19 protein-coding genes are annotated in these 22249 nt (G+C 59.4%); 3 read left to right on the forward strand and 16 right to left on the reverse strand.

Translation table 11 applies throughout. From position 1 onward, the window contains the following. Positions 1–44: 44 nt before the first annotated feature. From dnaJ to hrcA, 4 genes are all read right to left on the reverse strand, one after another. On the reverse strand, positions 45–1175 hold the full coding sequence (gene dnaJ, locus SELIN_RS12345) for a molecular chaperone DnaJ (protein ID WP_013506976.1): 1131 nt from the start codon (positions 1173–1175) through the stop codon (positions 45–47). 211 nt (positions 1176–1386) lie between these two features. Then, entirely contained in the window at positions 1387–3327 is a 1941-nt protein-coding gene (gene dnaK / locus SELIN_RS12350) for a molecular chaperone DnaK (RefSeq protein WP_013506977.1), read from the reverse strand. Positions 3328–3368: 41 nt separating this feature from the next. Beyond that, the gene (gene grpE, locus SELIN_RS12355; RefSeq protein ID WP_013506978.1) at positions 3369–3893 is read right to left on the reverse strand and encodes a nucleotide exchange factor GrpE; all 525 of its coding nucleotides are present in this window, start codon (positions 3891–3893) and stop codon (positions 3369–3371) included. 35 nt (positions 3894–3928) lie between these two features. Beyond that, positions 3929–4951, reverse strand: a complete 1023-nt coding sequence (gene hrcA / locus SELIN_RS12360; RefSeq protein WP_013506979.1) for a heat-inducible transcriptional repressor HrcA — start codon at positions 4949–4951, stop codon at positions 3929–3931. A 186-nt stretch (positions 4952–5137) separates the two neighbouring features. On the opposite strand from hrcA, the gene SELIN_RS12365 reads away from it, so the two are divergent. Both SELIN_RS12365 and SELIN_RS12370 read left to right on the forward strand, forming a co-directional pair. Then, on the forward strand, positions 5138–6418 hold the full coding sequence (locus SELIN_RS12365) for an O-acetylhomoserine aminocarboxypropyltransferase/cysteine synthase family protein (RefSeq protein ID WP_013506980.1): 1281 nt from the start codon (positions 5138–5140) through the stop codon (positions 6416–6418). Between the two features lie 43 nt (positions 6419–6461). After that, positions 6462–6953, forward strand: a complete 492-nt coding sequence (locus SELIN_RS12370) for a YajQ family cyclic di-GMP-binding protein (RefSeq protein ID WP_013506981.1) — start codon at positions 6462–6464, stop codon at positions 6951–6953. Positions 6954–6983: 30 nt separating this feature from the next. Here the strand turns inward: SELIN_RS12370 and SELIN_RS12375 are convergent, their stop codons facing one another. Both SELIN_RS12375 and SELIN_RS12380 read right to left on the reverse strand, forming a co-directional pair. Beyond that, positions 6984–7805 carry a hypothetical protein gene (locus SELIN_RS12375; protein ID WP_013506982.1) on the reverse strand — a complete coding sequence of 274 codons (822 nt, stop codon included), beginning with the start codon at positions 7803–7805 and terminating at the stop codon, positions 6984–6986. 1 nt (position 7806) lies between these two features. Further along, positions 7807–8592, reverse strand: a complete 786-nt coding sequence (locus tag SELIN_RS12380; protein WP_013506983.1) for a nitroreductase family protein — start codon at positions 8590–8592, stop codon at positions 7807–7809. Positions 8593–8943: 351 nt separating this feature from the next. On the opposite strand from SELIN_RS12380, the gene SELIN_RS12385 reads away from it, so the two are divergent. Then, positions 8944–9711, forward strand: coding sequence for a sulfite exporter TauE/SafE family protein (locus SELIN_RS12385; RefSeq protein ID WP_013506984.1), 768 nt, complete (start codon positions 8944–8946; stop codon positions 9709–9711). 52 nt (positions 9712–9763) lie between these two features. On the opposite strand, the gene SELIN_RS12390 is transcribed toward SELIN_RS12385, so the two are convergent. The 10 genes from SELIN_RS12390 to SELIN_RS12435 form a co-directional block, all read right to left on the reverse strand. Beyond that, on the reverse strand, positions 9764–12157 hold the full coding sequence (locus SELIN_RS12390) for a sucrose synthase (RefSeq protein WP_013506985.1): 2394 nt from the start codon (positions 12155–12157) through the stop codon (positions 9764–9766). Then, on the reverse strand, positions 12126–14279 hold the full coding sequence (locus SELIN_RS12395) for an HAD-IIB family hydrolase (protein WP_013506986.1): 2154 nt from the start codon (positions 14277–14279) through the stop codon (positions 12126–12128). Before SELIN_RS12395 ends, SELIN_RS12390 begins: the two co-directional genes overlap by 32 nt. A gap of 9 nt (positions 14280–14288) precedes the next feature. Then, complete coding sequence (locus tag SELIN_RS12400; protein WP_013506987.1) at positions 14289–15197, reverse strand: PfkB family carbohydrate kinase; 909 nt, start codon at positions 15195–15197, stop codon at positions 14289–14291. Between the two features lie 134 nt (positions 15198–15331). Continuing rightward, positions 15332–15949, reverse strand: coding sequence for a bifunctional phosphoserine phosphatase/homoserine phosphotransferase ThrH (thrH, locus tag SELIN_RS12405; protein WP_013506988.1), 618 nt, complete (start codon positions 15947–15949; stop codon positions 15332–15334). Positions 15950–16035: 86 nt separating this feature from the next. After that, positions 16036–16686: a response regulator gene (locus SELIN_RS12410; RefSeq protein ID WP_013506989.1), complete on the reverse strand. Its 651-nt coding sequence runs from the start codon at positions 16684–16686 to the stop codon at positions 16036–16038. After that, positions 16686–18194, reverse strand: coding sequence for a sensor histidine kinase (locus SELIN_RS12415; protein ID WP_013506990.1), 1509 nt, complete (start codon positions 18192–18194; stop codon positions 16686–16688). The genes SELIN_RS12410 and SELIN_RS12415 overlap by 1 nt, the downstream gene beginning before the upstream one ends. Next, on the reverse strand, positions 18191–19387 hold the full coding sequence (gene pncB / locus SELIN_RS12420; RefSeq protein WP_013506991.1) for a nicotinate phosphoribosyltransferase: 1197 nt from the start codon (positions 19385–19387) through the stop codon (positions 18191–18193). The genes SELIN_RS12415 and pncB overlap by 4 nt, the downstream gene beginning before the upstream one ends. Further along, entirely contained in the window at positions 19384–20034 is a 651-nt protein-coding gene (locus tag SELIN_RS12425) for an isochorismatase family protein (RefSeq protein WP_013506992.1), read from the reverse strand. Before SELIN_RS12425 ends, pncB begins: the two co-directional genes overlap by 4 nt. Before the next feature lie 33 nt (positions 20035–20067). Further along, a complete protein-coding gene (locus SELIN_RS12430; protein WP_013506993.1) occupies positions 20068–21426 on the reverse strand; it encodes an MFS transporter in 1359 nt (452 codons plus the stop codon). Then, entirely contained in the window at positions 21423–22229 is an 807-nt protein-coding gene (locus tag SELIN_RS12435; protein ID WP_013506994.1) for a sulfite exporter TauE/SafE family protein, read from the reverse strand. Before SELIN_RS12435 ends, SELIN_RS12430 begins: the two co-directional genes overlap by 4 nt. Positions 22230–22249 lie beyond the last annotated feature (20 nt).

Genomic DNA, 22249 nt, shown 5'->3' on the forward strand with positions numbered 1-22249 from the left:
GGGGGCGCGGGCGAAATTTTCTCTACTTGCGGCAAGCGGGGCCGCTATTCAAACATTCCCTTGACCTTATCCCAGAACCCATTGCCCGATGCGGCGCTGTCACCCAGCTCCTTCTGCAGCTCAAGCAGCAGCTCTTTCTGGCGAGCGCTCAGTTTAGTGGGGGTGTGCACCACAATGCGCACCAGCTGGTCGCCAATGGTCCGTCCGTGGATATCGGCAATGCCCTTGCCCTTGAGGCGGAATATCTTGCCGGTCTGGGTGCCTTCGGGGATCTTCAGTTTGGCTTTCCCGGTCAGTGTCGGCACTTCCACTTCTCCGCCCAGGGTCACGGTGACGAAAGAGACGGGGACATCGCAGTAGACGTTATTGCCTTCGCGCTCGAAGATGGCATGGGGCTTCACGGTCAGCTGGATGTACAGGTCACCTGCGGGGCCGCCGTTCTGGCCGCTCTCCCCTTCGCCATTGAGGCGCAGGCGGTTGCCGGTCTCCACTCCGGCGGGGATATTGACGGAGAGGGATTTTTCCACCCGCACCTTGCCGACACCATGGCAGTGGGAGCACTTATTCTTGATCTTCCTGCCGGCACCACGGCAGTCGGGGCAGGTCTGGGTCAGGCTGAAGAAGCCCTGGGTGCGGCGCACCTGGCCGCGTCCGCCACAGGTGGCGCAGGTCTCCACATCCTCAGGGGAGTTGGCACCGCTGCCACCGCATTTGGTGCAGGTTTCCATTTTGGGAACCTTGATCTGCCGGGTAGCCCCGAAGGCCGCTTCCTCAAAGGTGATTTCCAGTTCAAAGAGCAGGTCGGAGCCCTGGCGACGCTGAGTGCCGCTGCGACCGGAAGAGCGACGTGAACCTCCGCCGCCGAACATATTGAAGATATCCTCGAAGTCACCAAAGATGTCTTCGAAGTTGACATTGCTGTAACCATGGCTCTGGTAGTTTCCGAAACCGCCATTGGTGGAGTGGCCGAACTGATCGTACTGGGTGCGCTTCTGGGGGTCGCTGAGCACCTCGTAGGCTTCGCTGGCTTCCTTGAACTTCTCCTCGGCTTCCTTGTCCCCCGGATTCTTATCAGGGTGGTACTGGATGGCCAGCTTGCGGTAAGCCTTTTTTATTTCGGTCTCCGAGGCGTTCTTGTTGACCCCGAGCACTTCGTAATAATCACGTTTTGCCATGTGTGCGTATCCTGGTTGGTTTGGGTTGTCTCAGTTGAAGAAAGAGGGGTTGTATCACAGGGGAAGGTGGTCTGCAATTCCCCGGAAGTTACCCCTGGAAACAAACTGACACCAATGCATCGGACCTGGAGCCACTCCCGCGTGCATTCGTGTCAGTTCGCTCAAGCAAGGAAGAAGCCGTCCCCGGCTGAGCCGGGGACGGCGAGTGCGCTTACTTCTTCTCTTTGTCGTCCATGTCCTCAAACTCGGCATCCACCACATCGTCGTCGGCTTTATTGCCTTCAGACGAGCCGGCATCTCCAGAGGCATCGGCCTGGTTTTCACCAGCCTGCTGCTCCTGCTGAGCCTGCTGGTAGACGATTTCGCCCAGCTTCATGGAGGCTTCGGAAAGCTCCTTGGTGGCGGCTTCAAGCTGCTCTTTGCTGGCGCCGGTGTCCTGGATCAGGTTCTTGAGGGCGGCAAGCTTCTCTTCAATGCGGCCCTTGTCTTCAGGCTGCAGCTTGTCACCATGTTCGCCCATGGCCTTCTCGGTGGAGTAGACCAGGGTATCGGCCTGGTTCAGCGTCTCGATACGCTCTTTTTTGCGCTTGTCTTCATCGGCATGCAGCTCGGCGTCCTTGACCATCTTTTCAATCTCTTCGTCGGAGAGACCGCTGGAGTCGCGGATGACGATGGACTGCTGCTTGCCGGTACCCATATCCTTGGCGGATACGGAGACGATACCGTTGGCGTCGATGTCGAAGGTGACTTCGATCTGGGGCATGCCGCGAGGCGCGGGGGGGATTTCCACCAGGTCAAAGCGTCCGAGGGACTTGTTATCGGCGGCCATTTCCCGTTCACCCTGCAGGACATGCACGCTGACGGAAGTCTGGTTGTCGGCGGCAGTGGAGAACACCTGGGAGCGCTTGGTGGGAATTGTGGTGTTGCGCTCAATGACCTTGGTCATGACGCCGCCCAGGGTCTCGATGCCCAGGCTCAGGGGAGTGACGTCCAGCAGGAGTACGTCCTTGACGTCGCCCTTCAGGACACCGGCCTGAATGGCGGCACCAATGGCGACCACTTCGTCGGGGTTCACGCCCTTGTGGGGCTCCTTGCCAAAGAACTCCTTGACCTTCTGCTGCACTTTGGGCATGCGGGTCATGCCGCCCACCAGGATAACCTCGTCAATGTCAGAGGCTTTCAGACCGGCATCCTTGAGTGCCTTGCGGCAGGGCTCAATGGTGCGCTCAATGAGGTCTTCCACCAGCTGCTCCAGCTTGGCGCGGGTCAGTTTGATCTGCAGGTGTTTGGGGCCGCTGGCGTCCATGGTGATGAAGGGCAGGTTGATTTCCGTCTCCATGGAGCCGGAAAGCTCGTGCTTGGCTTTTTCAGCAGCTTCTTTCAGGCGCTGCAGGGCCATTTTATCGTTACGCAGGTCGATGCCGCTCTCTTTTTTGAACTCGTCGGCCACATAGTTGAGAATGCGCTGGTCAAAGTCTTCGCCACCCAGGTGGGTGTCGCCATTGGTGGACTTGACTTCGAAAACGCCTTCGCTGATTTCCAGGATGGAAACGTCAAAGGTTCCACCGCCCAGGTCAAAGACGGCCACGACTTCGTCGCCCTTTTTGTCCATGCCGTAGGCCAGAGCCGCGGCAGTGGGCTCGTTGATGATGCGCAGCACTTCCAGGCCGGCAATCTTGCCGGCATCCTTGGTGGCCTGGCGCTGGGAGTCGTTGAAGTAGGCGGGCACAGTGATGACCGCTTCGGTCACCGTCTCACCCAGATAGTCCTCGGCGGTCTGCTTCATCTTCTGCAGGACCATGGCGCTGATTTCCTGGGGCGAGTAGTCCTTGCCCTGGGCTCCGATGCGCACGTCGCCGTTGGAGGCGCCTGAGAGTTTAAAGGGCAGGCTCTTGACGTCGCGCTGCACGATGTCGGAGTCGTATTTGCGCCCGATGTAGCGCTTGATGGCAAACAGGGTGTTTTCGGGGTTGGTGATGGCCTGACGCTTGGCGGTCAGTCCCACCAGGCGCTCGTCCTTGTCGGTGAATGCCACGATGCTTGGCGTGGTGCGGTTTCCTTCAGCATTGGCGATAACTTTGGCATCGCCACCTTCCATGACGGCAACACAGGAGTTTGTGGTGCCCAGGTCTATTCCGATTACTTTACCCATGATGTATCCTCCATTATTCCTTATTCAGATATGTTGTGAGTTTACTTTTTGCAGACCTTGACCATGGCGGGGCGAACCACGCGATCGTGGAGCAGGTAGCCTTTCTGCAGTACTGCCACTATATGGTTGTTCTCATGGTCCGGCGATGCTTCCTGCATGACAGCTTCGTGATGGTTGGGGTCGAACTCGCCATCGGTGGGCACTTCCTGCAGGCCGTACTTTTCCAGCAGATTGGCGAACTGCTTGCGGGTCATCTCCACTCCATCGCGAATGGCCTTGTACGCTTCATCGCCAGCGGGAATGTGCGAGATGGCCAGATCAAGGTTATCCAGCATGGTCAGCAGGTCTTTGATGATCTGCTGGTTAGCGAAGCGCACGGCGTCATGGCGTTCCTTGTTGTTGCGCTTCTTGAAGTTCTCAAACTCGGCATGCAGACGCAGCAGCTGCTCTTCTTTCTCCTGAACCCGCTTCTCCAGATTGGCCAGCGCGGCACCCTCGTCGGGAGTAGCTCCTTCAGCTGGCGACTGAGCCTGTTCTGATGCCTCGTTTGTGTTGTGTTCGGACATGATGTTCCTTCACCTCTTGTATTGTTCTTGTCTCTTCACGACTTCATCAGGTCGTCCAGGCAGGACGCGGTTATGTCCACGATATCAATCACGTGCTGATAGTTCATGGACTTGGGACCAATAACGCCGATAGCCCCCAGCGGAGCCTGTTCATCGCTGCCGTAATTGCGCACGACCACTGAATAATCGCTCATGTCCTCCACCGGATTTTCCGCACCAATGAAGATCTTGATACCCTGGGCCTTCAGGCTGTGATCAATGACGTCGAAGATCATCTTCTTCTCTTCAAAACCCTTCACCAGATCCTGGATTTTCTGGATATCCTCCACCCTGCGGCCATCCAGCATGCGCAGCAGACCTTCCATATACACCTGCTGATCACTGCTCTGGGTGTGGACACTCAGCTTTTCCATCAGGCTGCGAAACTGGCGCATCTCCCGCTCCAGGATCACCCGCAGCTTGCGCTGGGCTTCCTGCAGGGATATTCCCACCAGGTGCTCATTGACAAAGCGATTGATCTTTTCCAGATCATCGGCCCGCAACTCTGCTTCGGTGGTAATCACCGCGTTCTGCACCATGCCGGACTCCGTCACCAGGACCACCAGCAGGCGTTTGCCTCCCAGCCCCAGAAAACTGACCTGACGGATCGGCAGCTGCGACAGCCGTGGCGCACTCACAAGGGCCATGCAACCGGTCATGGCCGACAGGACGCGGGAAGTCTCCTGCAGCAGCTGGCTCTTGTCGTCGGCCTTGCGGCTGAGGGAATCGGATACATTACTGTAGTCCTGCTGTTTGCGCTGCTCACGCTTTTGGGTGATGAGTGTATCCACATAAAAACGGTACCCACTGTCCGTGGGAATCCGTCCCGCCGACGTATGGGGCTGGGTGATAAAGCCCATGTACTCCAGATCGCTCATGACATTGCGAATGGAGGAGGCACTGAGCCTGATGGAGGACTGACGCGAGAGCGTACGTGATCCCACCGGCTCCTGGGAGTCGATGTAGAGGCGCACGATGTCCTGCAAGATCACCTGGCTTCTTTCATCAAATACACTCATTGCGCTGCTCCTTGCAATTGGCACTCCTTGAAGTTGAGTGCCAACACGGGGCATACTATAGTGGCGGCAGAGTTTTTGTCAAGATGTTTCCCCCGTGGTTGTGGTAGGATATTGACCGAGTTTGCGCTATATTTTTTCTCTGTTCGTCATTGCTGAGTTCATTTTGAAATACTGGAGGAATTGCATATGAAGCACATCGAAAGCCAGCTCCTGCACGGCGGCTACCGCCCCGACCACACCGGCGCCTGCATCGCCCCTCTTTACCAGACGGCCGCCTATGAGTTCAAAAGCCCCGAACACGCCGCTAACCTCTTCGACCTCAAGGAATTCGGTTTCATCTATTCCCGCATCAACAATCCCACCCAGGAAGTGCTGGAAAAGCGCGTGGCTGCCGTATCCAAAGGCACTGCCGCCCTGGCCCTTTCCTCGGGCATGTCGGCCATCATGCTCAGCATCCTCAATATCGCCCGCTGCGGCCAGAACATCGTATCCACCTCCTGCCTCTACGGCGGCACCTACAATCTCTTCCGCCATACCTTTGCCCGCATGGGCATCGAGGTGCGCTTTGTGGACTCCTCGAACCCCGAGAACTACCGCCGCGCCGCCGACGAAAACACCCGCGCCTTCTACATGGAGTCCATCGGCAACCCCGGCAACAACGTGGACGACATGGACGCCATTGCCGCCATCGCCCACGAGCTGGGCCTGCCCCTGATCGTGGACAATACTGTCTCCCCCATCATCTTCCAGCCCTTTGACCACGGCGCCGACATCGCCGTCTACTCAACCACCAAATACATGAGTGGCAACGGCTCCAGCATCGGTGGCGTTATCGTGGAAAAGGGTGACTTCCCCTGGAACAACGGCAGATTCGCCGAATTCACCGAGCCCGACCCCTCCTACCATGGCGTTCAGTACTGGAGTGCCTTCGGCGATCACGACCAGGCTGCCGCTCGCGGCATGGCCTTCTGCATCAAGGCTCGGGTACAGCTGCTGCGTGACATGGGCTGTGCCATCGCCCCCTTCAACGCCTTTCTGACCATGGAGGGTATGGAAAGCCTGCCCCTGCGCATGGAAAAGCATACCGACAACGCCCTGAAGGTGGCCCGCTTCCTGGAAAACCACCCCGCCGTCAACTGGGTCAACTATCCCGGCCTGCCCTCCCACCGCGACCACCAGCGCGCCCAGGCCTATCTTGACGGGCGCTGTGGCGGAGTTATCGGCTTTGGCATCAAGGGCGGACTGGAAGCCGGCAAGCGTTTTCTGGAAAAGGTGCAGATGATCATCCACCTGGTGAATATCGGTGACGCCCGCACCGTGGTCAGCCACCCCGCCAGCACCACCCACCGCCAGATGACCACCGAGGAGCGCCGCGCCGCCGGCATCAGCGACGACTACATCCGCCTCTCCATCGGCATCGAAAATGTGGACGACATCATCGCCGATATCGAGCAGGCACTGCAGTAGCACTGCCGCTTCACCAGTATTCCCAGTTGCACAGGAGGAACCCATGCCATCGTTTGACATTGTCAGCCAGGTTGATCTGCAGGAAGTGGACAACGCCATCAATATGACCAGCAAGCTCGTGGAAAGCCGCTACGACTTCCGGGGCAGCAAGAGCGAAATCACCCTCAACAAGAAGGACAAGGCCATCACCATCCTCACCGAAGATGACATGAAGCTGCGCGCCATCAAGGACTCCATCATCTCCAACTGCATCAAGCGCAGTGTGGACCCCAAGGTCTTTGCCTTCGACGAGGCAGAAAAGGCTTCCGGCAATATGATCCGCGTCCACGCCCGCATTCAGGAGGGCATCGACAAGGAGACGGCCAAAAAAGTGGTCAAGATGATCAAGGAGACCGGCCTGAAGGTGCAGGCGGCCATTCAGGATGAGCAGGTGCGGGTCACCGCCAAGAAGATCGACGACCTGCAGGAGATCATCCAGGTGATGAAAAACGCCAACCTGGACATCCCCCTGCAGTACGTGAACATGCGCAGCTAACGCCGCAGGCGGCTGCTTTCCGACTGCCGGTCAGGGAATGCGCCCGGAGCAGGGAACCCCGGTCTGGCAGAGCCCGCAGCCGATCTGGGGCAGATCGTACCGGCCCTCCAGGGCTTGCTGGGTGGTGCCATACACATAGCCATTACAGATATCCTTCTCGTGCCCCGCGGGGCCGATAGCGTGAACGGGACAGCGTCCGGCACAGGCCAGGCAGGTCCCGTTTCGCATATACAGACAGTATTCACCATGAAAAGAGTAGGGACGGGGAGTGACCTCCACCTCAAGGCTGGTCACGACACTGCCGCAGCGATGGGCAATCCCCCTGGCGCTGATCAGGCCATCGCTGATGGAGAAGGTTCCCAGCCCGGCGGCATAGGCCGCGTGGCGTTCGGACCAGCTTGAAGCGATGCCCACGGGCGTGTCCTCAAATTTCTGCCACGCCGGGGAAAGTTGGGGAACCAGCGCCTGCCCACCCTGCTCCCGGAGAAAATCCGCAAGGGCGCGACGCAGCTCCATGTTGATATCCTCGCCCCGGCTGCGCATATGCGACCAGAGATACGCGGGGAAGGTCGCCTCCTGGGCGTTGGCGGTACGCACCGCTTCCGTCGACGGCAGAATCCAGCTGATCACCGCGCGGGGCTGCCAGCTTTCCTGCTGGGCCGCCACCAGCTCACGGGGAGTCAGATGAAAGAAACCGATGATCTGCTTGTACTGATCAAAAAGTTCATCATCGGCGGCAGCGCAGCCCACCAGCGGGGCATCGAACATGGCCCCGCTCCCGCCACCGGGCAGGCGATTCAACGGGTGACGAAGGACAAAGTCACTGACAAAGGACTCGATACTCCCCAGCACCTCACACCATCCTGACCCGGGCCTCGTTGCGGGGAGGGATGCGATGACAGGCCACGCGCGGATAGCCAAGCATCAGGGCTCCGCAGAAACGGTGCCCCGGCAGCAGGTCCACACGGGCCGCGAACTCCCTGTCGGCCTCAACCACATACTGCAGCAAACCGGCCCAGCACACGCCCAGCCCATGGGTTTTGGCCAGCAGTTCAAAACAGGTCAGGGCAATGGTGCCGTCCACCTGAGCCCAGGGCTTCTCGCGGGGAGCACTCACCATGACCAGATGGGGAGCGCCGCGCAGCATGGGATCGCGCCCCTGCTGCAGTGCTTCGCTGATCAGCGGGTTCCTGCGTTTGGCCAGAAACCAGGAGGCCAGCTCCGTGGCCAGGCTTCGCACCCGGGCACTGTCGTGCCAGATGGTCCAGGTGAGATACTGCTCGTTTTTGGCAGTGGGAGCAAAGCGCGCCTCCGCCAGAATGGCTTCGAAAATCGCAGTATCGACGGGCTTGTCGCGAAAAACCCGCACGGAGCGACGCTGACGAATCAGCTGGCCGAGACTCTCTGCCGTCGGCAGTGCCCCTTCGTCGGCAACTTCAAACCCCTCATCCGGAAGCCCTTCGTGACGCAGCGCATCGTGGGGACACACGGCCACGCAGTGGCCACACGCAATGCACAACCCCGCGCGATCTTCACGGGCACAGGGATACCCCTGCTCATCCTGGTGAATAATGGCCACCGGGCAGACACTGACGCAGTGACCGTCGCGCCGGCATCGTTGTGAATCGACCTGCAGCATGACTCCCTCCCGAACGTTGTTATTATGGGGGTAACCACTCACGGTCTCGCAGTTGTATTTCAGCAGGAGCGCCTGTGTTCCGAGAGCGAACCCGGATGGCGAGCGGCGGAGACGTAGGTCCTCGGACGAAAGCGAGTGTCTCCGTGAGGAATGCGGGCGCGAATGCTGCTACACCGTGAAGAGTTATTTATGGGGAAGCATAGCACAAAAGCCATCAGGGACGGACAGATCGGGAGAAAAGTCACAAAGGCCACGACCGCGCCGTTGCACCGGACGCATCAAAAACCTTGTCGCTGACCAGCCCCTTGGCGTATAAATTCACTTCTGTCAATTCTTCGCAGCGGAGTTTTCATGGACGCTCTCTCACTGGAAGCCATACTCTGGGTTCTTTCGGCAGTCGCCCTGGCGGCATTTATCCACGGCGCGCTGGGGATCGGATTTCCCATGGTGGTAACCCCGCTGATTGCCCTGGTGACAGACGTGCAGACAGCGATTATCGTCACCCTGGTTCCCAATATCGTCGTCAATGTGATGAGCATCTACCGGGGCGGACAGTGGGCCCAGAGCATCGGCCGTTACTGGCCCCTGGCCCTGTTCATGCTGACCGGCAGCGTCCTGGGAACCATTATCCTGGTGAATTCCGACCCCAACCCCTTTCGCCTGATCCTGGCTTTTGCGCTGTTTTTCTACCTGTACACCACCCTGCGCTCCACCCGCATCTCATTCCAGTTCCTGCACAGGCACCCCCGCTCCAGCACTGTGGGAACCGGTTTTGTGGCTGGCCTGCTGGGGGGAACTGTCAATGTCAGCGGCCCCATTCTGCTGATCTACCTGCTGGAGCTGAGCCTGCCCCCCCTGGCCATGGTGCAGATCCTCAACCTGTGCTTTCTGGTGGGCAAAATATCCCAGACCATCACCTTTGCCTCCCTCGGACAGATCAGCATTGAGCTGATGCTCTTCTCCCTGCCGCTGCTGGCCCTTTCCGTGGCCTGTCTGCTCTTTGGCATGCGCTTACGGGATCGACTGCCCGTGGCCACCTATAAACGCTGGCTGCACTGGCTGCTGGCCGTGGTAGCCTGCCTGCTGGTGGTGCAGTTCTTTCTGCAGCAGCTGGCGTAGCGCGCTGTGCTCTGAAGTTCCACACCCTGCTTCTGAAGAGTGTTGCTGTTTTTCACTGCTGGCCGGGGCCTGTCATAAACCGCTGCACCAGCGGGCGGTACATCAATCCATAGAACATTTCAATATAGCGGCGAATCTCCTCGCGGTCTTTTTTGGTCATGTGTTTCCAGAAGCCGTACACCTTGGCCAGGGTCATCAGACGCTCAACGTAGTGGGGCCAGTTGTACTTTTCCTCCACCCTGGCGATGGCACTGCGCGATATGGCGTCCCAGCTGGCGGGATTGCGGGCCGACTCCCGCAGAAAGTCGACAATGACGGCGGTGCTGGCTTCGTCATCGGTGGGGTCGATGTGGAAGCCCGACTCGCCGTGGCGAATGATTTCCAGCGGGCCGCCGAAGGTGGTGGCAAAGACGGGCAGGCCGGTGGTCATGGCTTCGATGACGGTCAGACCGAAGGCTTCAAAGAGGGCGGGCTGCACAAAGATGCCCCGTCCGTCGGCAATATAGCGGTAGAGCTCGCCGGTCATCTGCTTTTCCAGCTGGATGCCGAGCCAGCGGGCGCTGCCATCCAGGGCGTACTGGTCAAAAATGCCGTGCATGATATCAATCTGGGCGCGCTCCTCTTCATCCCTGGAGTTGGCTTTGTCCACATGGCCGGCGATGAGCACCAGGTTGGCATGCTGGCGCATCTCGTCACTGGCGGCAAACCAGCGGGCCAGGCCGGTCAGGTTCTTGACCCGATCCAGGCGGGCGATGCTGAAGATAATGGGCTTTGCGGGGTCCAGCAGCCTGCCGCGACTGACCGAATCCGGTTCTCCACAGATCAGGGCTTCAATCTCCGGGTGCAGGGCGTGCAGGCGCCGTTCACTCCGGGTGTAGGGGAAAAAGACCTCCTCATTGGCGCCGGGAGAGATGATATTGAACTTGGTGTCATAGACGTCGATGCCGTTGACTACCTGATAGAGGCCCGGCAGGGTGAAGGTCTTGTAGCTTTCGTACTGGCCGATGCCAGTGGGGCTGCCGGCGATCTCCTGATAGGTGCTGGAGATAATGAAGTCGGCGGAATTCATGCCGATGAGGTCGGCGGTGTACTGGATGGAGAAGTGGTAGTCCTCTTCGTTGTCCTCCCAGTAGAGGTCGCTGTAGAGGTACTTGGACTTTTCCAGGGCGTGGGCGATGGTGCACTGGGTGACCTTCAGGGTCTGGGAGATCAGGGTGGCCACCAGGTTGCCATCGGAGTAGTTGCCGATGATGAGGTCGGGCCGTCCACCCATGGCGCCCCGGATTTCGGTGATGGCATCAAAGGCGAAGCGCTCCAGATGGGGCCAGATATGGAAACGGGAGATCCAGTGGGGAATCACTTCGCCATGGTCGTCCCGGAAGGGCACCCGCAGAATCCTGGCGTTGTGGGTGCCCCAGATCTGCTCTTCGCGCTGATCACAGGTGGTTCCCTGGGCTTCGGGAATCAGACGGGTCAGCACCACGATCTCCGGCTCGATATCAATGCCCTGCTCATGGACATTGGCCCGCATTCTGGCTTCCAGGGCGCGCACCTGGTCGAGGATATAGACAACCTGGCCGCCGGTGTCGGGGTAACCCAGCACCTTTGACTGGCCGAAAAAGCCGTGGGGCGAGACGATCAGTACCCGGAAGATCATGGGCACCTGGCTGAGGAAGTGCTCTATCGTGGCGGGGCTGTCGGGCTTTCTGAGGATATCCTGCAGAAGTCCCATGGTGGTGCGGATCCTCTCCACACTGCGCCCCCAGCCGCGCTCAAATCCCAGGGCCTGCAGTTCATGGGCGATATCGTCGTAAAGGGTCTGCGGTTCCCACTGGCGAAGTTTTTCCAGGGCCTGCTCCACCGACTGACGCAAAGCAGCCACGTCCTTGATGCGCGGGCTGACCATGAGCGGCATGCCATTGTAGCGGTGGAGGGTCAGGAACTCCAGCAGGTGCTCCAGCTCGCTCTCGCGATCGGCGAAGAAATCAATCAGGTGGCGGTTGAGATACTCGATGCCATTGCCGATATCCCTGGCGTCCTGCACCTTGGGAAAATCCTGATTGAAGGGCTCCACATCGAGGCGCAGGCGCCACTCCCCCCGGGCGGCGCGTCCCACCAGCTGTTCCTTGAAGCTCAGAAAGACACTTTTGCGCACCACCGTGTACTGGAGCGAATCCAGATCAAAGGCCACATAGAGCCACTTGCCGATATCCACGCGCAGGGCGCAGTAAAGCTGGGGCGCGTAGACAATCACCTCCTGGATAGAGCCGATCAGCACTTCCATTTTCGCACAGGGCTGCTCCAGGCAGGGGGCAAACTCTGTGTAGGCCTTCTGCACTTCGGTGCACAGCACCAACGGTTTTTCCATCTCCAGTATCCTGCGGAAAAAGAGAAAGAGGTTGCCCTTCACCTGTTCAATGGTTGCCGGAATCGCCTGTCGCTGCATCGTCTTCCTCCTGAAAAAAGTCGTAGTAGCGGATGCCGTCAATGACACCCGCCGCGAAGTTGGTGTTGGCGAAATAGATATTCTCGTGCCCTTTGAGTTTTTCCAGTTCCTGGCTGTAGTTGCCCACGACGACAGCCCGCGCTCCGCCCCGCAGCATGCCTTCGTCATTACCCGAGTCACCGGCCACCAGGATATTCTCCAGGGGCATGCCCCACTTCAGGGCGATATAGCGCACGGCGTGCCCTTTGGAGGCCCGCACGGGCAGGATGTCCAGGAATTCGTTGTGGGAAAAGACCACATTGACGGTCACATTGGCCTTGCGCAGCAGGCGGTTGATCTCCTTCAAACTGGGAGCCCGGGTCGGGTCCAGCAGATAGCTGATCTTGAACTGGCGCTGCTCGCTGTCGGCCTGCAGGCGAATGCCGGGAACCTCTTCAAGCACCTGGCGGATACGGGTGGGGTTCCAGCGATAATCGATATGGCGGCTCCAGGAGTGTTCGGGCCTGCCGCTGTGTCCGTAGTGAATTTCACTGCCCACGGCGGTAATGAAAACATCGGGGGTGGGAACGCCCCACTCCTGCAGCACCGCCCGTGCGCTGTCGATATGGCGCCCCGTGGCCACACCGAAGCCCACGCGCCGGTTGTTGCGCTTGATTTTCTCCACCAGCGCCTGCAGGGCCGCCAGGTCACCGGTGAGAGTATTGTCGATATCGCAGATCAGCAGACGATCCATGATGGAAAATTTCTGCATGGGCTTCAGTTCGTAGGTGTGAGGATCTTCCAGGTGGGTCATGGCCCGGATATGGTTGAGGTAGGTATCCACATGGCTGTGCCAGGTATAGTGCTGGCGCACCTTTTCCATACCACTGCGGGAATACTCCTGCCAGCGGCTGCCATCTTCCAGAATATCCAGCAGGCAGTCGGCAATCTGCCCGGTATTAAGCGGATCCACCAGCAGGCCATTGTGGCAGTTGCCCACAATATCCTGGGGCCCGCCATCATCGGTGGCCACAATGGGAACGCCACTGGCCGCCGCTTCGATGAGAGTCAGGCCAAAGGGTTCCGTCAGAGCCACATTGACAAAGACGCCACCGGAAGCTGCCGCCAGGCGATAGAGGGCCGGAACATCATCGCTGCCATGGTGTTTGGGGTAGGCCACATGGCCGTAGAGATCGTAGCGATCGATCAGCAGGAGCATGTGGGAGAGCACCTTGCGCGACCCCGTATCCAGCTCACGGATATCTTCGCGGTTCCCGATGACCAGCACCAGGTTGGCCAGTTCCCGCAGGCGAGGGTGCTGAGCGTAGGCGTGAATGAGGGAGGCGATATTCTTGCGCTCGTCGGGCCGGCACAGAGCCAGGATCATAGGCTTGGCGTGGCTGCGCAGAAAGGGTTCCAGCAAAAGCCGCACCCGGCTGTCGGCAGCGGCGGGCTCAGGATGAAAGCGCTCGATATCGACCCCCGGTGGAATCACCACCTTCTTGTGGGGATGAAAGTTCTCGTACTGCCGGTACTGGGTGGTTATCTCCTGGCGGGTGCTGCCCACCACCATGGAAGCCACTCCCAAAGCGAATTCCTCGGCTTCAATGCGGTTGCGGATATTGTAGCGCTCCTGGATATCCTCCTCACTGAGCCCCTTCTCCAGCAACTTGCGCAGCTTCTCCCGCCCCAGGGAGTGACCGGTAAAGACAAAGGGTACCTCCAGCAGTGACGCCAGCCCCGCCCCCACATAGCCGGCATCGGCATAGTGGCCGTGAATGATATGGGGAATGCGGCCCGCGCGGCGGATATGGCGAATGGCCTGATCGGTGAACTGATCCAGATAAGGCCACAGCACCTCCTTGCGCAGATAGCGGCGGGGCCCGCAGGGCAGGCGCACGATAAAGGACTTGGCGTCGATCTGCTCTTCGGGAACGCGGTAGGACTCGTCCACTTTCTGGTCGAAAACCTGACGCGTCAGCAGATCAACCCGGCCCACGTCGGGGTGACGGGAGAGCGCTTTGGCCAGTTCCACCACATACAGGCTCTGCCCGCCAGTGTCGGCATCCCGGCCAAGCTCCAGATCCCTGCCGCGAATCAGACCATGAATACTGATGAGAACGATATAGTATTTTGACTCCATAACTGCCCCCTAGGCTCCATTCCATTGTTGCAGGGTTTGGCGATACAGGCGATGGTCGGCGGGAAGAGCCCCCTGAACAGCGCAGATGGACGCCGCAAAGGTCGCGGCCCGGTGCAGCAGCGTCTCCATGGGCCACTGCCGCATGATTCCCAGCATGGCAACGGCGCTGAAGGCATCGCCGGCACCCACCGTATCCTCCATATGCGACACGGGCACTGCCGGGCAAAAGTGCCTTTCGCCACAGCGCAGCAGCACAAAAGCCCCCTCCCCGCCACAGGTCAGCACAATGCCCTGAAGGGGGAAGGCCCGGAAAAGCTCTCCGGCATCATCAAAACCGGTGATGAGCGATGTCATGCCAAGCAGACGGGTCACTTCCAGCAGCTCTTCCGTATTGAGTTTGAGCCAGGTGGCCTGCTCCAGGCAGGCGCGAACCGTAGCGGCATCATAGTGGGGTGAGCGCAGATTCAGGTCGATAAAAGAGGGCAGGGAGGAGGTCTGCTGCAGCTGCAGCAGGGACTGACGAGAGCGGCTGTGGCGCAGAGCCAGGGTGCCGTGATAGAGCAGGGCGTGGGGAGCTGGGGAAAAGACGGGTGGCGGTTCAATGGCGTCGTAGGCGCATGGAGAGGCGATGGTATAGGAGGGAATGCCCTCCCGCAGCTTGACATCAACGGTTCCGGTGGGCAGGTGGTCATCCTGCTGCAGCGCCTCGGTCAGCATCTTCTGGCGCTGCATGGCCTGCATGATCTGCGCGCCGTAGGGGTCGCGACCCACGCGGCTGACGAAGAGCGGTTCAGCCCCAAGACCGCGCAGATGCCAGGCCACGTTAAAAGGGGCTCCCCCCAGCGCCGCTCTGCCGCCGGGAAACACATCGAAGAGCACCTCGCCGAAAACCACAGTATCACAGGAAAGTGTATGCACCGGAAACCTCCCAGGTTGCACAAACGTCCACGAACAGCGTGCGGAATACCTTACAACAGTCTATTCACGCAGCTACTCTAGCACACTTTTCCGAAAAAAGGGAGGGAAGGGCATCCGGGGCAGCTCCAGCTGCCTTAGAGGGACAGCTGGCGCTCACTGGCCTGCAGGAAGGCCTTTTTCAGATCGGCATAGGTATCAACGGCTGGGAACTGCGGGAATTCCGCAATGACATTGTGGGGCGCATGGAAGAGGATACCCCGCTCAGCCTGGGCCAGCATGGTGGTGTCGTTATAGGAGTCACCAGCCGCGATCACCCGGTAGTTGAGCAGCTGGAAGGCCCGCACGCTCTGCCGTTTGGGGTCCGGCTGGCGCAGCCGGTAGTCCACGACCCGGCCATGGGCATCCACCTCCAGGCGATGGCACAGCAGGGTGGGGTAGCCCAGGGGCTTCATGAGGGGCATGGCGAATTCATAGAAGGTATCGGAGAGAATGACCAGCTGAAAACGCTCCCGCAGCCAGTTGGTGAACTCGACCGCCCCCGGCAGGGGCTCCAGGGTAGCAATCACCGCCTGAATATCCGGCAGTTTCAGGCCGTGCTCGTCGAGTATGCGCAGGCGCTGGCGCATCAGCACATCGTAGTCCGGCACATCGCGGGTCGTGGCACGCAGCGCTTCGATACCGGTTTTTTCGGCAAAGGCAATCCATATTTCGGGGATCAGTACTCCTTCAAGATCCAGGCAGGCAAGTTCCATGATATTCCTTCAGCGGTATAATGTATGGCCTTCGCGCAGTACTGCCATGCGGGTGCTTCATCGTGTTGCGCCCGGCAAGGGTTCACCTACTGCATGAAGTTCCGGTGGATCGTATACAGGCAGCCCAGCACGCTGCGTCCAGCCTGGGTCAGCGCGTATTCGCTCTCTGTCTGTTCGATGAACTGCGCCTTGCGCAGGACTTTCAGGTGAAAGTACATCTTGGTGTGATCTTCAATACCCAGCGCGCGAGTGATATCCATGAATTTCATGGTGCTGTTTTTCCCCAGCAGATCGATGATGCTGCGGCGAATTTCATTGGAGAGGGTGTAAAAAAGGGCATCTTCATCGATGTTATCGCAGCAGGAATCCTCGTCGTCACCACTGTTCACCTGCAGGGTCATGACCAGATCGGAGGTATTGAAGGGCTTGATCAGGTAGTCACTGGCACCCTGCTTCATGGCTTCGACGGCGTTCTCCACCGTGGCGTAAGCCGTGATCATGATAATGCGGGCGTGGGGACGCTGCTGTCGCAGCTGACCAATAAGCTCTATGCCATTGATACCCGGCAGAACCAGATCCACCAGGGCCGCCTCAAAGGCGTGGTTCCGGGCAATGTCAATGGCCTCTTCACCACTGGCGGCGCTGAGGCAGGTATAGTTTTCACTTTCCAGGGCTTCGCAGATATTTTCGCGCAGTTCGTTGTTGTCGTCGACCACCAGTATGGTTTTTGTGCTCATCAGCAGTTATCTCCAGCGGGGAATTCCATGATTACCGTAGTGCCTTTGCCAAGGCTGCTTTCAATGGCGATATTTCCGTTATGCATCTGAATAATACCATAACAGATGAACAAGCCAAGCCCGGTTCCCTTGCCTTCAGGTTTTGTGGTGAAGAAGGGGTCGAAGAGCATGGCTTTGTGCTCAGAAGCTATCCCGGCGCCGGTGTCGATGATCCGGGAACGAATCGTCTTGCCGTCAAGTTCGGTAACCAGCGTTATGGTTCCACCTGGCGGGGTGGCATCCATGGCGTTGTTGAGAAGATTGACATAAATTTCCTCAAGTTTCCAGGGGATGCCGAGCATGGGCGGAACTTTCTGGAGCTGGTACCGCACGGTGTAGCCCTTCAGCTGCTGCTCCACCTGCCGGCAGGCCCCCATGATCACCTGATTCAGATTCAGGGGCAGAAAATCCGTCTCCTTCTGGCGGGAAAAGAGCAGAAGCTCGCGGGCGACCATGGCGGCTTTCTGCAGGTTGCGCTCAATGGCCTCTATGCGATTCATGCACTTGCTGTACTGGGGATCGTCCGGCGCCATGGTGATACGGGCCTGCTTTTTCAGCATATCAAGGCCCAGGGAGATGTTGGTCAGGGGCGTATTGATCTGGTGAGCCACCCCGGCGGCCATGCGGCCGATGGAAGCCAGCTTGCTGGAGTGGGCCAGTTTGTTGAGGGTACTCTCGAGCATCCGGTGGTACTCAATATCGAAGATATGCATGGCCTGCATGAGAAAGTGCAGGATGACAAAGCCGGAGATGGCACGCAGCAGCTCCACGTCTATCCCCAGGGGCGTAAAGGTGACACCCGAGGGAACAGCACCGGTGAGCACACCGTAGACGATCAGGCTGACACCGCACCAGTAAAGACTGCGGGCGCCTTTTTCACTGATGGAGACCACCTGCTGGGAGTAGAGAATCAGGGCAATTCCCGATATGAGGCCAGCGGGCAGGCCAAAGAAGTTGCGTACCCTGCTGAGAATGAAGCGGCACTCCTCCGCGCTCTGGCAGTTGGCGTCGGCAACCTGAATGGTGACGGCAAAGCCGATAAAGAGGAGCAGAGGAATAATGACGGAGATGCTGCGCAGCACCTGCCGGGTGCTGGAGAGAATTGCCAGCCCGAATGCCAGCAAAAAACCATAGGAGAGCAGGATTATCCCGATGCGCACCAGGTTCGGGTACGCGTAGGTACCTGCGGTCATCTCCACGGGAATGCACACCTGGGCCTGGGGGGAGTACTGAAACCAGGTGAGATAGGCGTGCTGCTGGCTGATATTTTCCTGGCTCTGCAGGATCAGGTAGAGCTCAAACCACTCGTGGAGGCCATGGATAAAGGCAAACGCCGCCAGCAGCCACAGGTGGCGGGCAATCTTGAGCTTGCTGTAGCGCTTCTGTTTGGAGGTGATGGCCACACCAATGGTGAAAAAGGCCAGGCCGTAAAAGAGGTAGAGCATGAAGACATTGATGGTGGCGCTCATGGGTTCTGGTCTCCGGCACGGTGGTTCTGCACGTCGAAGGCTTCCTTGAGGGTATCAATATAGGTGGGGTCCGTACAGATGGATTTGCCGGGAGAGTCACTGATTTTCGCGACGGGCTGGCCATTGCAGCGGGTCATCTTGATGACGATATCCAGCGGGGTATAGCCGCCAAGGTCGTTGGTGAGATTGGTACCGATGCCAAAGAGGGTTCTGATACGGCGGCGGAAGTAGCGGTGAATTTCCAGGGCCTTGGGTATGTTCAGCCCGTCGCTGAAGACCAGGGTCTTCGTGGTGGGGTCAATTCCCAGTTTCTGGTAGTGGGCGATGAGGCTGTCTCCCCAGTGGAAGGGATCGCCGGAATCCTGGCGGGCGCCAGCGTAGGCGCTGGCCAGACCAGCGTCGAAATCCCGCAGGAAAGCCTCCAGGGTGATGATGTCCGACAGGGCAATGCCGAGCTGATCCCCATATTCCCGCCGCCACAGTTCAAAGGCGTAGCGCTGGCTCTTCTGCAGTTGCGGCGCCAGCACCTGGCATATCTGCAGGTACTCATGGGCCATGGTGCCCACCGGTTGCAGACCCATGGTGCGGGCCAGGTGGAGATTACTGGTGCCGACACAGTTGGCGGGAAGCTCCTTGCGCAGATACTCCATTACCCGGAAGTGATGGCGGCGCGAGAATCGGCGGCGGGTGCCAAATTCAACAAAGTGGAAGTCGGCGCCGTCAGGGTGCTGGCGAACCAGCTCCACCTTGTCCCACAGGCGCTGCCAGGCCTGTCTGAAGTCGGGATCGGGAAACACCTGCTGGTAATACAGCTCGTTGACAATGGCCAGCAGGGGAATCTCGAAGAGAATCGTCTGCAGAATGCCGCCCCGGATAATGATTTCCAGATTGGCGTCTCCACAAGCCTTGACACTGACATTTCTTTCATCCAGGCGAAAGCGCTCCAGAAAGGCCAGGAAATCCGGCTGCATATAGGGCAGCGAGGCCAGGAAGTCAAGCTCTGGCGCCGTCAGCTGCAGCGTGCACAGATGGCGAACTTCAGTGCGCACCGCTTCCACAATGCCGCCCAGATCTGCGTCGCTGGTGCGGCAGAAGAAACGATACTCGGCATGGGCCTTCGGATACTGGTGAAAGGCCACCTGCATCATGGTGAATTTATAGAGGTCGGTATCCAGAAGTGATTGAATAATCATTGGGGCCCTTGACGTATCTGCGCCGTACCGGAGACGATGATGGCGCCACAGCGCTCCATTTCGTCAATGGCCGCCTCCACCGTTTGCGCGGCTATGCCCCGGCAGGCTCCCAGATTCACCACAACCTGAAAGCCAGCTGCCAGCAGCTGCAGCACGGTGGTCCTGACACAGTAATCGGTGGCCAGCCCTCCCACAAGAACCGTGGTAATCTGGCGACTGCGCAGGAACTCGATGACTCCCGTGGTGAGTTTCCCCGCCAGATCGTGATAACAGGCACCGTAAGGGTGCATGTCCGGCTCGACGCCCTTCCAGACAAAGTAGTCATAGTCCGCTGGATGGGGAAGCCCCGCGATCAGCTCGAAACCACGGGTTCCCGGAACCGCGTGCTGGTTCCAGCGTATATCCACATGCTCTCCGGCCACCGCGCTGAACTGGGGATGCTCCTCGGTGGCAACCCAGATGGCGCAGGGGCTGTGGGCGTCCTTGGAGCCAACGCGCACACTGGCCAGAGCCGCCTGACAGTTCAGCTCCTCCACAATGGTCGTCCCCTCGGGAACCGGAAGCTCGTCGGGACAGACCGGCGTAAAGGTATACTGGGCATCAATATCAAAACTGGCAACCCGGGAAATATGGGGAAGTGTCACCATGTGCAGCCTCCTGTTGCGCTTTTTTCCACTCTACTAAAATCCCGCCGGTTTGCCCAGTGGGCCGCGATTTTCCGGTAAAGAAGTGTTCCGGCAGCGGGTCTCCCTGATTCCCAGGCTGGCCAGCAGGGAGAAGACGCAGAAGGCGAAACACAGCCACAGCCCCCGCTGGTAGGCTTCAATACTGTACCAGCGCACTCCATCGATGATCACACCGCTCCATCCCAGATCCATGGCCCAGCCAAAGGCCGGTTGCAGGATCGCCGCCCCCAGAAAGCTGCCGGTATTGACCATGGCCATGGCGGTTCCCGCCGACCAGGGTGGAACAATTTCGCGGGCAGCGGGAAAGACCGCCACAAAACCACCGGCAGAGATCCCCAGCAGCGTGTAGAGCACAAATCCGCTCAGCCCCGGCCCCCAGGGCATCAGGATCAGGGCCAGCCAGACCCCACAGGAGAGGGCGCAGGAAAAGACGATGGGCGGCTTGCGGCGGCCCAGGCGGTCGGTGACAAAGCCCATGCCAAGGCAGCTGATGGCGAATCCCAGCAGTGCCATGCTGGTATACTGGGAAGCCTGGGTACGGCTGATGCCATGCACCTGCTCCAGGTAGGGGACTCCCCAGAGACCGGCAAAGGCCAGCAGTCCACCCAGCATGCCCACATTCATCAGCATGGCGGCCCAGATGCGCGGATTGGCCAGCACCTGGCGCAGATCAGCCAGCCACGACTGCTGGCGCTCCGGGTGGGTCAGCTGCCCTTCCATTTCACGAATGGAGGGAAATCCCGCATCTTCAGGCCGGTTGCGCACGACAATGGCGCTGGCCACGGCCAGGCCCAGCGAGACAATTCCCGCCAGCACAAACACCGTGCGCCAGGAGAGAACATCCAGGATCAGGCCCAGGGGAGCAGCAGCAAAGACGCCCCCCAGGTTCCCCAGAAAGATGGTCAGCCCGCTGATAACCCCATAGCTGCGCTCGCTGAACCACTGGGTATTGCTCTTCATGAAAGCCACAAAGACGACGGAGACCCCCAGTCCCACCAGCAGGCGCCCTGCCATGGCAGTGGAGTAGTCGGGTGCCAGGGCAAAGAGCAGCGAGCCAAGCCCGGCCAGCACACCTCCGGCGGTGACGCAGACGCGAGGCCCCAGGGTATCGGCCAGAATGCCCGAAGGGATCTGCATGGCGGTATAGACGTAGTAATAGGCGGCAGCCAGGGAACCAAGAGCCACCGCCGACGTATTGAAGGCGGCCATGAGCTCACCGGCCACGACGCCGGGAGCAATGCGGTGGAAGAACACGGAGATAAAGGATGCCGCCAACAGACCATAGATGATCCAGCGCAGGCGGCTGAAACGCTTTTGTTCGCTGGTACAGAGGATTCCGGGTCGATCGTTCATGGGAAAAAGGCCTTCCAGAGGATGCGCGCAGCCACGAGAAGCACCAGCAGGCCAAAGATGCGCTTAAGCCTGGGAGCGGGCAGACGATGGGAGAGGGCAACACCGAAGGGCACACTGAGGAAGGTAAAGGTGGCGATGCCCAGCAGCGCTGGCAGGTAGACGTATCCCAGGCTCCAGGCCGGCAGGCCGAGGCTGTGCCAGCCCGCGTACACGAAACCGATGGTTCCCGCCGTGGCAATGGGCAGCGCCAGAGTGATGCTGGTGGCGACGGCATTCTGCATGGGAACATTGGAGGCCACCAGCAGGGGGATGATCACATTTCCGCCGGCAATACCCGCCATGCCGGAGACCAGGCCCACAAAGGTGCCCGCTCCCGCCGTCCCCACCCCGCCGGGAAGCTGCCGCCTCGGATTTGGGGTCCAGCGGCGCAGCATATTGATTCCCGCATAGGTGAGAAAGCAGCCGATAAACGCCTGCAGGGCAAAAGCAGGTAGCAGGCTGGCCACGGTCCCACTGAGAAAGGCGCCCAGGAGTATATAGGGTGTCCAGCGACGCACCACCTGCCAGAGAATGGCGCCGCGCTTCATTTGCGCCAGGATGGCCGAGATTGAGGTAACAATAATGGTGGACAGGGATGTGGCCACGGCCAGCTTGATGGCCAGGGCCGGGTCCATGCCCTGGCGCGCGAAGAGATAGAGCAGGGAAGGGACAATGATCACCCCGCCTCCCACCCCGAGGGTGCCGGCAATAATACCAGCGGCAATGCCGGTCAGCGCGAAATGGAGAATATTGACAAGTTCCAAGGAGCCCTCTGGCGTCTGAG

The sequence above is a fragment of the Desulfurispirillum indicum S5 genome (genome assembly GCF_000177635.2).
Taxonomy (GTDB): domain Bacteria; phylum Chrysiogenota; class Chrysiogenetes; order Chrysiogenales; family Chrysiogenaceae; genus Desulfurispirillum; species Desulfurispirillum indicum.